The following is a 13,905-nucleotide window of genomic DNA, read 5'->3' on the forward strand; positions in this document are numbered from 1 at the left end:
GACCTTATGAGAAACAATTTATTGTTAATTGGTTTAGTTAACCTTTGCCTCAGCTCAAGTGCTTACGCCTTGTCGCCGGGGGAGTTCACATCACTCGAATATCATGTCAATACGGGGGTGGGGAAAACTTTACCTTATGCAGCTAAAGCACAGACATCATCGTTTAAGCAGGCATTTAATTTTATTGAGTTTGATGATGAGTTATCTCAAAAACTCGTGACCTATATTGATACGCCTGACAGAGCTTTTAAGGCTGAAAGTATTCAAATCCGTGTTCGTGAGCATCTGACTAAACCTAGAAAGAGCAAGATAACTGTTAAGTTGAGAGCGAAAGCGCCTGAAGGGTTTGGTGAGCTATCAAACTATAAGAAGGCCGAGATAGACTATACCAAAGGTAAGGCGGCATACAGTGTAAGCTACGATATACCCTATTCTCCTGGTGATATCGATGTCAAAAAATTGGATATGGAACTCGTTTTTAACTTGTTGAAAAAGAACGAAGTAGTCTGGGATATGCTTGGTCCAATTTATGAAGGCAATAAGAAACAGTTTATCCAGACGGTAGTGATGCGTACTAATGAATGGGAAGGAACCCTGAAAGATGATCGCTTCAGTAATCTGGAAATTGATTTTCAACTTTGGACCCCCTATTACCGTAAACCGCGGGTAACATTTACCGAGTTTTCCTTTAAGGGGCATGTGAGTGACAAGGCGAAGCTTGAGGAGGCGTACCAGTTCCTCTATCAGAAGGTACAAGAGGTTGGCTTTTCTAGTGGTCATCAAGGCTCCAAAACCAAAGCAACATTCAAAATGACGGAGGGATTTAAGTAAGTCCTTCCCCGAAGGTCAGGTAAGCTCCCAATTCCTGCCTGACCTTCACCCAATCCCATTCTAATTATAAAAAGGAGATGTCATGTTTGGCTTTTCTCGAGTCACCTCTTTACTTTCTCAAAGCAAATCTACAGAAGCGAGCATTTATACATTTTTAGAACAAGTCACATTATCTCATCATGCATTTGTTCAGTTATGGAAAGCCTATTTAAGACATGGCGCTGACAGTGAAGAATTTAAAAGTACATTAGATGAGTTACAAAGAATTGAGCAACATGCAGATAATTTAAAGAGAGAGATTGAAAATACTCTGTATAGAAAAACGTTAATTCCAGATCTTCGCTCCGATGTAGCATCACTAATAGAATTAACTGACAGGCTTATAAATAAACAAGAAACAATCGGACTTCATTTAGATATTGAAAAACCATTAATCCCAGTCGAAGTTGAAGAGGATCTATTATTGTTGTTGAATGTGGTTGGCGATACAATTGACCATGCTCTATTATGTGCTAAAAGTTTTTTCACCGATCTTCAACGTGTTCAGGAATATCATAAAAAAACAATCATGTTTGAAAGCGATGCAGATAAAGTGTGTACCAGAGCTAAAACTATTTTATTTGAAACAGACCAGCCATTAATAAATAAAGTTCAGTTGCGCTACTTCTTTGACCGAATAGATCAGGTGGCTAATTTAGCCGAAGATATCAGTGACCGCATCTCGATATTCACACTAAAACGCGTTCAATAGAGGGAGGAATCGATGGATATTGCTATTTGGATTTTCCTCTCCAGCGGTCTGTTTCTGGGGTGGTCGTTAGGCGCGAATGATGCCGCGAATGTGTTCGGCACCGCCGTTGGAACAAGAATGGTTAAGTTTTCGACGGCCGCACTTATCTGTTCAGTTATGGTGATCTTAGGCGCTGTAATTAGCGGCGCGGGTGCATCACATACATTAGGCGCTTTAGGCAAAGTATCTGCTTTAGGTGGTGCCTTTACTGTTGCCCTGTCGGCTGCAACAACTGTTTATTTCATGACTAAATCCGGGCTTCCTGTCTCTACGGGTCAAGCGATTGTAGGCGCTATTATTGGCTGGAACCTATTCAGTGGTATGGCAACCGATCCTAAGGTGTTGAGTAAAATCCTCAGTACCTGGATCATGTGTCCTATCTTAGCTGCATTCACCGCTGTGCTGCTATATAAGCTGGTTGCAGCATCGATAAACTGGTTTCGTCCCGGCTTGTTTCAATTGGATAAATGGACTCGAATCGGCTTGATCATTGCGGGGGCATTTGGTTCGTACAGCCTGGGGGCAAACAATATTGCCAATGTCATGGGGGTATTCGTACTGAGTGCACCTATCGACTCTGCAATATGGATGGGAATTGAGTTCAGTCCCGCTATGCAGCTGTTTTTTATCGGTTCTGTTGCCATTAGTATAGGTGTTTTTACCTATTCCAAAAAAGTGATGCTCACCGTAGGAGATAACTTGATCCCTATGACGCCGATAACAGCCTGGGTTGTTGTGATGGCCCATTCAATTGTTCTGTTTATTTTCTCTTCGCAATCTTTGTCCAATAGTTTTGTTGAGCTGGGATTGCCGGCGATACCTTTAGTACCGGTATCCAGCTCTCAGGCTGTAATTGGTGCGGTCATTGGTATTGCATTGTTGAAGCGCTTACCTATTAGGTGGGCGGTGTTATCACAAATATTGATGGGCTGGGTTATTACTCCAATAATATCTGCCTTGGCATGTTTTATTGGTCTGTTTATAGTTCAAAACCTATTTAATCAGGTCGTAGTTTGATTCGTCATTCTGTGTTGAATTTTATAACTAGTTGAGGTTTATGTTTCTCTATATTTATATCGGCTTCTATTGTTTTCTTGCTGCTCTAAGTGGATTGGTTGTCAGTGGCTTGATACTGTTTATCTCTTTTCACTGTTGGTTTTATTAACTGTTAAGTTATCTGTTGATTTTGTCGAAATGAAATCAATGTCTAACTGTTCTTAGTTGTGGGAATCAATTGTTGATAGTTAGCTTCATATTGTCAGTTCATATTAATATTTTTAATCTCAGTTACTCACTTTTATGTTGCAGCTTTAAAATTTACGAGGTTAGACGGAACAGCTTATAGCTTATAGCTTATAGCTTATAGGTGAATGAGCTCTGTATTGATGACTGAAAGATATGGAGTATTACCTTCGGGGGAGGGCGTTGTCTTGTACGTTACGGCAAGGTCGCTATCCTGAAGCAATAGCCTGATGTCGCTACTGTGCTTCTGTGTCGTGCTTACAGAAGCGTGATATTTACTTTTAATAAATCAAGAATGAAGTTTCTGTAGTTCATACAAATTGCGGGGTTTAGCTCTGCGATTTGTTGTGTTTATAGCCTTTTAAACTAGGGTTTTAGTGATTTCTCGTGAAGAGATCGATTTGTACGATTTAGTTAAGACTTTTTGATCTTGGTCACTGTTTTGATTCCTGTTGGGTATATTCTATTCACACGGTTAAATAAGAACCAAAACAGGTTCAATTGGCCACTGAAGTGAATGTCTTTAGGTAGGAAGACGATGAGATATAAGGTGTGTAATCACAATAACATCATGCACCGAGTCAATGCTCTCATTAGGCTTCCATAAAGCAGCGGCAACAGCTGTCGCAGAGCTGGCGTTCACCGGAGAAGTTAACGTTTTATTATCGACTTTTATTATCGACTTTAACTATCGTTCAAGGAAATGAGCTATGAGATCACACCTACTCGCACTATCTGTTCTACCGTTTGCCTTTAGCGCTATCGCTTCAAGTAGTTTGGATGCACTTTATGGTCCTATCATGCCGCCAGCCTACATTAAGGCTTACGAAGTAAATAACCATCATCAGATCGCATTGAATCCCTACCTGCAAGTAGGTAATGCTGACAACCCTATCATCCTGGACGAAGGGGAAGGGTATGTTTGGGTTATCGACAAGGATGGCAACTTTGTTATTGCCCCTGAGGTGACGTCTCCCTGGGGAAGGAAGTACAAAGAGGGCATGATGAGAATCGAGGATGGTAAGCCTAAAAAATGGGGATACAAAGAGAAGTACGGACACACTGCCTTAATCGGTGGAAGTAAGGCTCGTATTGGTGGTGAGCTGGAGATGGAAAATGGTCAATGGATAATGAATAACAAATCCGGCCGTTACAACAAGCGCCGTCCAGGTCGCACCGAAGAGGCAATGCATAATGCGGGTGACCTGCTGATCGCTATCGCACCACAAATTGCCGAATTAGATTATGAATATTTAAAGGATTATGGCCCGGCTAAACCTATCTCATTAAAGGTGATGAAAGATATCGAGTGGCACTACATGATCGATGATGACTATTTTTGGGATGCGGAAGGAAAGAAACTAGGCAAAGCATTTGTCGAGAAGACCCCCTTTATCGATTGGCGAGCCAAGGTCAAGTTTAAAGAGGGGTTCTATATGGATACCCAGGACCGCTTCCTGAAGAGTCAGGATGAGATTTTCCGGGTTCGTTTGGACGTCAGTAAGCCGCGTAAATCAAAATTTACCCATAAGCTTCGCTCATCGGATATTACCGACCTGAAACCAATGATCGATGGTGAAGGAGAGGTGGATGTTTCTATCGGTGGCGACCTATACAGCCTTGCTACCGATACTGGTTTCAACTTCTTGAACTTCGATTTCTATAATGCTAATTCTGAAGAAATTTTCGAATACCTGATGTTTGCAGATAGGCGTGCATACAAGCAGATGACGCCACTGATGCGTTATGGTGCCGACAAGGTGTTAAAGACCGACATCATGCGTCAATCTAAGTACAAAGGTTGGCTCAATACCGGTCCCTTTGCCGGCCATGAAATTGAAATTCAGATCTGGAAAAAGATCATCGAGCCCGGAAAGTTCGGTAAGGAGGGCAAGTACAGCGAGCCTCTACTGCTGGAGATAGGCTTCGAAGGTAAAACCAAGAACCGCGAAGAGCTCAACAAGTTAAACACCTGGCTATACGGTAAGTTGAAGAGCGCAGATCTACTGGCTAAAGATCAGTCTCAATCTAAGACTGAGATTGCTTTTGCAGTCAGTAAGCGCTTCGATGCCAAGAAAACCCCTAAGCTTCCTCAAGTCGCTCCAGAGGTTAAGATTGCCGCTATCGACGGGATCAAGACTCGTAATCTCGATGGCACTATCAATGTAAAGACTAACGGTGATAAGCAAGTAATCGCAGGTCAGAAAGGTGTTCAGGGCGAGGTGTACCAAACAGCCCTGAATGGTAAGCCGCTTTCGGTTGTCGTGTTAGGTGGTAAGGGCAACATAAAGCAGGCTTTAGCAAAAGTGGTTGGTGCTAAAGGCGAGCTGTTGGTTGCTGTGGCTGCAGGCTCTTCTCTGGATAACCCTAAAAGCCGGGCAAAACTTGCCGCTAAGTTAGATGGTGGTAATGCACTTAAAGGTTATGAGTTACTGGGTGATACAGCAAGGGATTACTTAAAGCCTATCATCAAGAAAAATATGGATATTAAGGCTCGCAGTAACCAGCATTACTACTGGTCAGGCGTCGCAGAATAATTGATGTGTAATCCCAGGTGAGGGAGGTGTTTAACACTTCCCTCTAAACCAAACACCTCTGGTCCGGTTGGACTCAACAGTTCCAACCGGGCTTCGAATAAGATAATAATTAATTACGGGGAAGTATCATGACTTTTCATCGTTTGACTCTTGTTGCTTTATCTTTAACAGCGGCCATGGCATTACCCTGCCAGAGCGCCGACTTAGATCTCTCACTTAATGCACAACCTATCTCATCCGATACGCTTTGGTTTGGCCATACGACTCCGGATACCGATACTACTGTTTCGGCCATCGCGGCTGCAGAGTTTTACGGCGGACAGGCGCGCAGCACAGGTAAACTCAATAAAGAGACCCAGTTTGTATTGGACAAGCTAAATGTAAAAACGCCTCCACTGGCCAGGAACCTGGAAAATGCCAAGGTGGCGCTGGTTGATTTCAACCAAACGACGCAGCTGATGAAAGGCGTAGATCAAAACAAGATCCAGGCTGTGATAGACCATCATGCGTTGAGAGACAATCCAATTTCACTGTCGGCGCCTATCAGCATTGTTATTAAGCCTTGGGGATCGGCGGCAACCATCATTGCCGATGATGCATTAGATCATGGAAAAACTATCTCAAAAACCATGGCGGGTCTTCTGCTTGCGGGTATCTTGTCGGATACGCTAAATCTGAAATCGGTGACCACAACCCAGCGTGATAGAGAGCTGGTTAAGACACTTTCGGCAAAAGCCAACCTCAACGCAGATGATTTTGCTCAAGGCATGTTTAAGGCTAAATCTGACCTGTCGGATGTCAGCGCATATGACATAGTCGTGGGCGACTATAAGAACTATATAGTCAATGGGCAAGATATTGGTTTTGGTGTGGCAGAAGTTTTGGATTCAAGCGAGCTACTTGGGCGCGTAGATGAGCTACGAGGTGCCATGGCAAAGGCCCGTAAGAATCAGAAGCGGGAACAGCTCTTCTTTGCAATCGTAGATATGCAGAAAAAGACTGCCTATGTACTCACCAACAGCGATAAAGAGACTAAGACAGCCAGTAAAGCCTATGGGGTGAAGCAAAATAGTCAGGGCATTTTTGTACTGGAAGATACCCTATCGCGTAAGAGACAGATGATGCCGGCAATTAAGAAAGCGTTGGCTGACTAAACGACGGGTAAAAGAAATCAGGTTCTTGAGCCTTCAAGAACCTTGTAAGAAAGGCATGATGCTCGATTTAACCTGGGCTCCATGTCAAAAGCTCCATCACTCCAGCTCCATCTCATCGAGCAGGGCGGTCAACTCAGGCCGCCCTATATCGAAGAACATAATCAACAGTTTAATCAATCATTCAATCAAAAGCTTAATCAATAGCTTAGCAAAAGAGGACAATAATAAGATGCGTATTATGCTATTAGGCGCACCGGGTGTAGGTAAGGGAACCCAGGCGCAGTTCATTATGGAAAAGTACGGCATCCCCCAGATCTCGACAGGTGATATGTTACGTGCAGCCGTTAAGGCTCAGAGCCCTTTGGGGCTGGAAGCAAAACTTCTGATGGATAGTGGTCAATTGGTTTCTGATAATTTAATTATTGGCTTAGTTAAGGAGCGGATCGTTCAAGACGATTGTGCTAAAGGTTTCTTATTAGATGGTTTCCCTCGCACTTTGCCGCAGGCCGATGCCATGGTGGCAAACGGTATCGATATCGATCATGTGGTTGAGATCGATGTGCCGGATGAGGAGATCGTGAAACGTATGGGGGGGCGTCGTATTCATCCGGGGTCAGGTCGTGTTTACCATACCGTGTTTAAGCAACCGAAAGTCGAAGGTAAGGATGACCTGACCGGTGAGGCGCTGATTATTCGCGCCGATGATGAGGAGAGTACGGTACGAAGTCGTCTGGATATCTATCATCAGCAGACAAAGCCGCTGGTAAAGTATTATGGCAAATTGGCAGACTTTGGAAAGCTGACCTATAACAAGTTTGACGGCACCCAAAGCGTTGCCGATGTCAGTGCCGCTATAGTTAAAGCTCACCAAGCGTTTGCGCCATCTATCTGATAAAACCGGCCGCTCTTTTCAAACTGAACAGTTAACCCCAAGCTTGCAATATATTTAAACTTGGGGTTAACCCGGACCTTGGTATTCTTGATTTGGATGCATCTGGTTCGATTATTATGGGATTAACATTTCGCGTATTTTTCGTGCCCTCTCTTGTCCGATACCCTCGACTTTGATGAGTTCATCTGTTGATGCCGTGATCACGGCTTCGACGCTATCAAAGTGCTTTAATAATCGCCTTGCTAATCGGGGACCTACTTCAGGTAGGCTTTGTAGTATGAAAAGCTGACGGTTTTTCCTACGTTTCGGTTTTCTTCCGTTGAGTTTTAATCCTGTTTCTCTACTGTTTAATTGCGTGGCACAAAAGTAGAGAATTTTAGCCGATTCATACTGAGATAAACTGCGTAGGATGGGAATGTTGAAGTTAATTGAAATAGAGCACAGTGCACCAATTAATGCTTCTCGAGTAATGTCATAAGATGCAATATCTTTAGAGGAACCTTCGATAAGCAGTGCTGCATTGTCTGAACACTTTGATAATCGCGCGATCTGTGAAAACAGTCGACCGTTACAGAGAGAAAATACGAGATCAGGCAGAGTTTTTCTTTCTATAAGCCAGTTGTTTATTTGATAATCGCCGAGCTTCAGACGTTTTCTGACCAGGCACAGTTCTGTGTGGAGTGACAGCTGTTCGATCAATATCTCCGCGTGCTCCCTATCGTCATAGGCGATCTCAATTAGAGTCTTATTCATCCTGAATACTTAATCAATCCATCGAGTATTACAGAGTCTAGTTTAAATTGTGCCGGATGAAGTAAGCGTTTCGATAGATAAAACAAAAAGCCTCATCTAACAGTGGCTTTGAAGGATTGAATGTTCAGCTACACGGTATCGATATTGGCGTTGTTACTTCGCTATAGCTTAATGTGTTTCATTTCTTCAACCTGAGCCAGGTAGTATTCACATCGTGCTTGAATGGTTTTTTTGTACGTCTCAACATACTTGGATTCTGCATCCGTAATCTCCCCGGTTTGTTTTGCCGCTTTATCCAGATTGCCGATAATCGCTTTCGCCAGTTGCTTGAGCGATAATTCAAGTATGTTTTGCTTAATTCCACATTCTTCAGCAAATGTCATCAATTGGTAGGCGTGGATCTTGTCAGCTTCGAACTCATCACCAATAGCCATAGCAAGCTCTTGATCAAAATCAGGGTACATCTGCACGTTGACAAGATCATACCATGGGGTCGGTTCAAGCCCATCAGGAGTTACATAGAATGAATAGTTTTTGCCATGTGAGTCCGCATTGCAGACGAGTAAGTTAAAGATTGTCCAACGAAGCATGTCAAACTTGGCTTGTGCTGGATTAGCACAGTGCTCAGCGATGCTAAACAGCCTTTCTAGACTCACTCCTTCACGAATATCTTGAACGTCACGTCCACTACCAAAATTTCGTTCATACTTTCTTGAGACGGAAAATCCCAGAGCCTGACATACATCGATCTGGTGACGACGCATTACAATATGGCGCTCAGGTTCGTACATGCGATCGAAGCGGGTAACGGATAATGCTTTGTATTTCCCTATTGGCATTATATCAACTTTCGCAACCTGCATGCCGATGAGGCCGGCAAGTGTCATGGTAATAAATTCGTTAAGTACGAGGTGCTGATTGTTTTTTTCAAATTTAATGATGTGGGTTGAGCAGAGTTCACCTTCACCAAATCCGTATTCTTTGTCGCTGTGGAATAGGTTTAATTTTGATTGAACTCCAGCAACTGAAAGGCGTGGTTTTCCGTCCCAGACTTCCATCGGCCAATGTTCAGGATCTTCGATTCGTTTGATGAGGTCTTCTTTGCAAATCGGAGTAAAAGAGGTTGCTGGTGGTTTGGTGCCCACAGGCAGATACAATATTGCACCAGAGGTATCAAACCCAATGCCCTTGATCAGACCAAATGTATTACTTTTGGCAATGCCTAGGGCTTCAATGAGGTGATCAAGCCCTTTATTTTCGGGCAGTAGGTTAGTCAGGTAAATGGAAATTTGAGAACTGCTGGCTTGGCCATCAAGTGGGAGCCTTGGTGAAATTGGAAAGCCCTTTTCCTGCCAAGGTTTAGTGTATTCGATAGAGAACTGTTCAGTGTCTATGTCAAAACCTATCGCCCCAATAACCATGCCTCTAAAGTGCATCTCTAGGATGTGAAAGTTAGAACCACTCATTGCTGCCACCTAATTTGTTTTTGCTATTAGGAGTCTCGACGGTCAGCTTTATACCAAGGCCATTGAGGATTTTGATTATCGTTGAAAAGTACACATCTTCGCCTTTTTCGACTCTGATCAAGGTCTTCTTGGTAACACCACAGAATGATGCGGCTATTTCCTGATTCATGTCAGCGGCCTTTCGGCGGTCTTTGATTAGTTTGCCTAAGGTGTTTGGATCGAATTGAGTGAGCATTCTACCGCCCTTAAAAGTGTACGTATGGTTACTTTAGTGCTTTGTATGTCACGAATCAAGATAAAGGTGTAGTAACGTACACTATTGGTGTGGTTAGCATTTGTCTTACATTAAAAGTGTATGATCGTACACATTGAGTAAGAGTGTACGAGCGCGTTCTTAAAAAGGGTAACAACGTACACTTATTGGGGCACTAGTCTGCCACTGTTTTGTTCAAGTGATCTTGGACATAACCGAGTCCGGTAAAACTACTGACTCATTGATAGGCAGCGTCATGAAAGGAACCTAAAGTATTATTCGTCAGTTTGGTCGTATTCTGACTGACTCAGCTATACCAAGTATCTACTTTTACAGGCAAACAAAAGCCCAGCTATAAACTGGGCTTAGATACACTAATTCAAATAGATAAGAACATTATTCTACGTTTTGGATCTGTTCACGCATCTGCTCGATTAACACCTTAAGCTCTACTGCGGCGGCAGTGACTTCGGCGCTGATAGACTTAGAGGCTAAGGTGTTAGATTCGCGGTTAAACTCTTGCATCATAAAGTCTAAACGGCGGCCCTGTGCGCCACCTTTCTTAAGGATACGTTGTGTCTCGGCAACATGGGCATCGAGCCTGTCCATCTCTTCGGCGACATCCATCTTCTGAGCAAGAATAACCATCTCTTGCTCCATACGAGCCGGATCGAGCTCGCCAGTGATCTCGGCTAAACGATTAATCAACTTGTCACGTTGCCACTGCATAACGGTAGGCATATGTTCGCGAACGATAGTGACTTGCTCAACGATGGCATCGAGGCGTGTTTGTAGCATGGTGTTGATTGCTGCACCCTCACGGCCACGTGCTTCGATGAATTGATCGATTGCCGAATCGAAAGCAACTAACAGCTCTTTGCCCAATGCATCCATATCTTGCTCAGAGCCTGACATGACGCCCGGCCACTTTAAGATATCGACCAGGTTCAGTTCACCCTGACCGGCTTCCTCTTTTACCCAGTTAGCAGCATTAATCAGCTGCTTAGCTAGATCTTGGTTGATCTGCAGTTCATTACTGCTATTGTCGGCGAGGTCATATCTTAGGTTAACTTCAATCTTGCCACGGTTTAAACGTTTACGCAGACGGTCTCTTAGTACTGGCTCCAGATTGCGAAAATGTTCGGGTAGGCGCAGGTAGGTTTCTAAATAGCGCTGATTGACGGAACGAATTTCCCAAGAGGCGGTACCCCACTCGGCTTTGTGCTCGATACGAGCATAGGCTGTCATACTTTGGATCATGGGTTTTCCCAATCGTGTAAACGTTAAAGTGAACTGGGATTATAGACCTATGCTTGCAAGGGTCAAAGTAATCTCGCCCGGCTTTAGCCCAAGAGTTCGAATAACGTGGCGTCAAACGCTACAAGCCCCTATAATATGCACCCAAATTCGCCTATAGATTTATGAATACAGGAATTTCCTATGCGCCCTAGCGACAGAACCCCAGCTCAATCACGTCCAGTGACAATTACTCGTCAGTTTACAGCTCATGCTGAAGGCTCTGTTTTAGTTGAGTTCGGTGACACTAAAGTACTTTGTACTGCCAGCTTCGAAGAGGGAGTTCCACGTTTTCTTAAGGGAAAAGGTCAAGGTTGGGTTACTGCTGAGTACGGCATGCTGCCGCGTTCGACTCACAGCCGTATGAACCGTGAAGCTGCTCGTGGCAAGCAATCTGGTCGTACTCAGGAGATCCAGCGTCTTATCGGTCGCTCACTACGTGCAGCCGTTGACATGAAGGCTCTGGGTGAAAACACCATCGTTATCGATTGTGATGTAATTCAGGCCGATGGTGGCACGCGTACCGCTGCTATCACTGGCGCATGTGTTGCCTTGGTTGATTCGCTTAACTGGGCTCGTGGAAAGGGCATTCTGAAAACAAACCCACTTAAGTTCCTTATCGCCGCAGTCAGTGTTGGTATCTACAAGGGCGAGCCAATTTGCGATCTGGAGTATATCGAAGACAGCGAAGCTGAGACCGATATGAATGTTGTGATGACAGAAACCGGCAAGATGATCGAGATCCAGGGTACTGCTGAAGGCGAACCATTTAGCCATGAAGAGCTACTGAGTTTACTGGAGTTGGCTAAGCACGGTATTCGTGAAATTGTCGATATACAGAAAGCGGCATTGAGCTGATTTCTATAGAATAAAGATAAGGGCCCTGCGGGGTCCTTTTTGTAAGTAAAAAACAAACACCTGCCTACAAATTTTAAGGAGAGATTGTGAAAGCTTATCAGCGTGAGTTTATTGAGTTTGCATTAGAGCGTCAGGTATTGAGATTTGGCGAGTTTACGCTTAAATCTGGCCGTACGAGTCCTTATTTTTTCAATGCAGGCCTGTTTAACACAGGCCGTGACCTAGCTCGCCTCGGGCGTTTCTATGCCGCTGCGTTAGTCGATTCGGGGATCAAACACGATCTTCTGTTTGGACCTGCGTACAAGGGGATCCCAATTGCTACCACTACGGCCGTCGCTTTATGTGAGCATCATGATATCGATATCCCTTACTGCTTTAACCGTAAAGAGAAGAAAGATCACGGCGAAGGCGGCAGCTTAGTCGGCAGTGAGCTTAAAGGCCGCGTTATGTTGGTGGATGATGTGATCACTGCCGGTACCGCGATTCGTGAGTCTATGGAGATCATCGAAGCCCATAAGGCTGAGCTGGCAGGTGTGTTGATCGCACTGGATCGTCAGGAGAAGGGCAAGGGTGAGCTTTCTGCTATCCAGGAGGTCGAGCGTGACTTTGGCTGTGAAATTGTTTCTATCATCAAGTTGGGTGATTTGATTAACTATCTTTCTGAAAAGTCAGGAATGGAAGCGCAGCTCGAGTCGGTGAGTGCTTACCGCGACCAGTACGGAATTTAAAAGAAGCCTCGAGTTCTTATGGCCTAGACTACAGGAGTGTTTGCTGGCTCAGTTCGAGGACGCCATCGAGCTGGCTTAGAGTAAAGGCAAAAAATAAAAACGCTGCGTTTATAATGCAGCGTTTTTTCTGGACTAGTATTTTTCGAAACTCGTATCTCGTAACCCGTAGTCCTTAAAGATTCGCGGCTAAAGCCGCTCCTACATAAAGAAATATCGCATCTCGAATGTCGCGGCTCGTAACTTGTGGCCCGTAACTAGGTTCTAGAACCTCGCCCCTTTGTTTTCTTAATTACTTACCTTTAATTACTTAAGAATTCGGCGCGTGTGGCTGGGTTCGATTTGAAAATGCCACCCAGTGCCGTAGTTGTCGTTGAGCTGGTGGAGTCCATGACGCCACGGGATTTCACACAATAATGTACGGCATCCATCTTTACTGCGACATCTTTGGTCTCTAGCAGGGTCTGCAATGCGACTAAAACTTGTTGAGTGAGTCGCTCCTGCACCTGAGGACGTTGTGCGAAGAATTGCACGATACGATTGATCTTAGACAGGCCTATGATGTTTTTTCTTGGCAGATAAGCCACGGTGGCTAAACCATCAATGGTGACCAAGTGGTGTTCGCAGGTACTCGTCAGGCTGATATCGTTAACCTTGATCATCTCATCGAATCCCATCTTATTTTCGATGACAGTGATCTTGGGGAAATTCTGATAATCCAGACCTGAGAAAATTTCATCGACATACATTTTGGCTATACGGCGTGGTGTATCGGCCAAGCTGTCATCGGTCAGATCCAGCGACATTAAATTTAAGATTGCACGCATATGCTGTTCAATCTGGTCTTTACGCTCATCGGCGCTAAGCTCACTTGGGAGCATAGGAGTCTCGAGTCCACGTGTTAATAATGCACTTTGCACAAGCTGTGCTGATTCACTGAGAACGGCGTCTTTTGATGTCATAAGTTCCTCCACTATGATGGGTAGTGGTTTTATTGTGTCTCTTTTGTCGCAACAAACGCTGGACTTGCTGGGGTGTCAGTCTTCTCTTAATGGGCGCCGGAGTCAACTTCTGGTTCGGGGCTTGAATTAAGAGAGAGCGGGAGGAT

General features: G+C 44.4%; 13 protein-coding genes. 8 read left to right on the top strand and 5 right to left on the bottom strand.

Going from position 1 to position 13,905, the window contains the following annotated elements; all coding sequences use genetic code 11:
• Positions 1–6 precede the first annotated feature (6 nt).
• The 6 genes from SSED_RS01895 (at position 7) to adk (ending at position 7,446) form a co-directional block, all read left to right on the top strand.
• On the top strand, positions 7–831 hold the full coding sequence (locus SSED_RS01895) for a hypothetical protein (RefSeq protein WP_012140719.1): 825 nt from the start codon (positions 7–9) through the stop codon (positions 829–831).
• An 82-nt stretch (positions 832–913) separates the two neighbouring features.
• Positions 914–1,582 carry a DUF47 domain-containing protein gene (locus tag SSED_RS01900; RefSeq protein ID WP_012140720.1) on the top strand — a complete coding sequence of 223 codons (669 nt, stop codon included), beginning with the start codon at positions 914–916 and terminating at the stop codon, positions 1,580–1,582.
• Positions 1,583–1,594: 12 nt separating this feature from the next.
• Positions 1,595–2,638: an inorganic phosphate transporter gene (locus SSED_RS01905; RefSeq protein ID WP_012140721.1), complete on the top strand. Its 1,044-nt coding sequence runs from the start codon at positions 1,595–1,597 to the stop codon at positions 2,636–2,638.
• 935 nt (positions 2,639–3,573) lie between these two features.
• Positions 3,574–5,400, top strand: a complete 1,827-nt coding sequence (locus tag SSED_RS01910) for a hypothetical protein (protein ID WP_012140722.1) — start codon at positions 3,574–3,576, stop codon at positions 5,398–5,400.
• Positions 5,401–5,528: 128 nt separating this feature from the next.
• On the top strand, positions 5,529–6,554 hold the full coding sequence (locus tag SSED_RS01915; protein ID WP_012140723.1) for a manganese-dependent inorganic pyrophosphatase: 1,026 nt from the start codon (positions 5,529–5,531) through the stop codon (positions 6,552–6,554).
• A gap of 229 nt (positions 6,555–6,783) precedes the next feature.
• Entirely contained in the window at positions 6,784–7,446 is a 663-nt protein-coding gene (gene adk / locus SSED_RS01920) for an adenylate kinase (RefSeq protein WP_012140724.1), read from the top strand.
• Positions 7,447–7,560: 114 nt separating this feature from the next.
• On the opposite strand, the gene SSED_RS01925 is transcribed toward adk, so the two are convergent.
• The 4 genes from SSED_RS01925 to SSED_RS01940 all read right to left on the bottom strand — a co-directional run bounded on the left by SSED_RS01925 (position 7,561) and on the right by SSED_RS01940 (position 11,178).
• Positions 7,561–8,199 carry an ERCC4 domain-containing protein gene (locus SSED_RS01925; protein WP_012140725.1) on the bottom strand — a complete coding sequence of 213 codons (639 nt, stop codon included), beginning with the start codon at positions 8,197–8,199 and terminating at the stop codon, positions 7,561–7,563.
• A 161-nt stretch (positions 8,200–8,360) separates the two neighbouring features.
• Positions 8,361–9,665: a HipA domain-containing protein gene (locus tag SSED_RS01930; protein WP_012140726.1), complete on the bottom strand. Its 1,305-nt coding sequence runs from the start codon at positions 9,663–9,665 to the stop codon at positions 8,361–8,363.
• Positions 9,652–9,900 (bottom strand): helix-turn-helix domain-containing protein, encoded by a 249-nt coding sequence (locus tag SSED_RS01935; RefSeq protein WP_012140727.1) that lies wholly within the window; start codon positions 9,898–9,900, stop codon positions 9,652–9,654. The genes SSED_RS01930 and SSED_RS01935 overlap by 14 nt, the downstream gene beginning before the upstream one ends.
• Positions 9,901–10,314: 414 nt before the next feature.
• Positions 10,315–11,178: a YicC/YloC family endoribonuclease gene (locus SSED_RS01940; protein WP_012140728.1), complete on the bottom strand. Its 864-nt coding sequence runs from the start codon at positions 11,176–11,178 to the stop codon at positions 10,315–10,317.
• 180 nt (positions 11,179–11,358) lie between these two features.
• Between SSED_RS01940 and rph the strand changes: the two genes are divergently transcribed.
• Together rph and pyrE are read left to right on the top strand one after the other, a co-directional pair.
• Positions 11,359–12,072, top strand: coding sequence for a ribonuclease PH (gene rph / locus SSED_RS01945; protein ID WP_012140729.1), 714 nt, complete (start codon positions 11,359–11,361; stop codon positions 12,070–12,072).
• An 86-nt stretch (positions 12,073–12,158) separates the two neighbouring features.
• Positions 12,159–12,800: an orotate phosphoribosyltransferase gene (gene pyrE, locus SSED_RS01950; protein WP_012140730.1), complete on the top strand. Its 642-nt coding sequence runs from the start codon at positions 12,159–12,161 to the stop codon at positions 12,798–12,800.
• Positions 12,801–13,099: 299 nt separating this feature from the next.
• Here the strand turns inward: pyrE and folE are convergent, their stop codons facing one another.
• Positions 13,100–13,759 carry a GTP cyclohydrolase I FolE gene (gene folE / locus SSED_RS01955; protein WP_012140731.1) on the bottom strand — a complete coding sequence of 220 codons (660 nt, stop codon included), beginning with the start codon at positions 13,757–13,759 and terminating at the stop codon, positions 13,100–13,102.
• Between the last annotated feature and the right edge of the window lie 146 nt (positions 13,760–13,905).

It is taken from the genome of Shewanella sediminis HAW-EB3, assembly GCF_000018025.1.
GTDB lineage: Bacteria > Pseudomonadota > Gammaproteobacteria > Enterobacterales > Shewanellaceae > Shewanella > Shewanella sediminis.

What these genes read in the sequence shown, in the direction of transcription:
- SSED_RS01900 (WP_012140720.1), top strand. Translation starts at nt 914, where the DNA reads ATGTTTGGCTTTTCTCGAGTCACCTCTTTACTTTCTCAAAGCAAATCT.
- SSED_RS01895 (WP_012140719.1), top strand. Translation starts at nt 7, where the DNA reads ATGAGAAACAATTTATTGTTAATTGGTTTAGTTAACCTTTGCCTCAGC.
- rph (WP_012140729.1), top strand. Translation starts at nt 11,359, where the DNA reads ATGCGCCCTAGCGACAGAACCCCAGCTCAATCACGTCCAGTGACAATT.
- SSED_RS01915 (WP_012140723.1), top strand. Translation starts at nt 5,529, where the DNA reads ATGACTTTTCATCGTTTGACTCTTGTTGCTTTATCTTTAACAGCGGCC.
- SSED_RS01910 (WP_012140722.1), top strand. Translation starts at nt 3,574, where the DNA reads ATGAGATCACACCTACTCGCACTATCTGTTCTACCGTTTGCCTTTAGC.
- SSED_RS01940 (WP_012140728.1), bottom strand. Translation starts at nt 11,178, where the DNA reads ATGATCCAAAGTATGACAGCCTATGCTCGTATCGAGCACAAAGCCGAG.
- adk (WP_012140724.1), top strand. Translation starts at nt 6,784, where the DNA reads ATGCGTATTATGCTATTAGGCGCACCGGGTGTAGGTAAGGGAACCCAG.
- SSED_RS01905 (WP_012140721.1), top strand. Translation starts at nt 1,595, where the DNA reads ATGGATATTGCTATTTGGATTTTCCTCTCCAGCGGTCTGTTTCTGGGG.
- SSED_RS01935 (WP_012140727.1), bottom strand. Translation starts at nt 9,900, where the DNA reads ATGCTCACTCAATTCGATCCAAACACCTTAGGCAAACTAATCAAAGAC.
- SSED_RS01925 (WP_012140725.1), bottom strand. Translation starts at nt 8,199, where the DNA reads ATGAATAAGACTCTAATTGAGATCGCCTATGACGATAGGGAGCACGCG.
- folE (WP_012140731.1), bottom strand. Translation starts at nt 13,759, where the DNA reads ATGACATCAAAAGACGCCGTTCTCAGTGAATCAGCACAGCTTGTGCAA.
- SSED_RS01930 (WP_012140726.1), bottom strand. Translation starts at nt 9,665, where the DNA reads ATGAGTGGTTCTAACTTTCACATCCTAGAGATGCACTTTAGAGGCATG.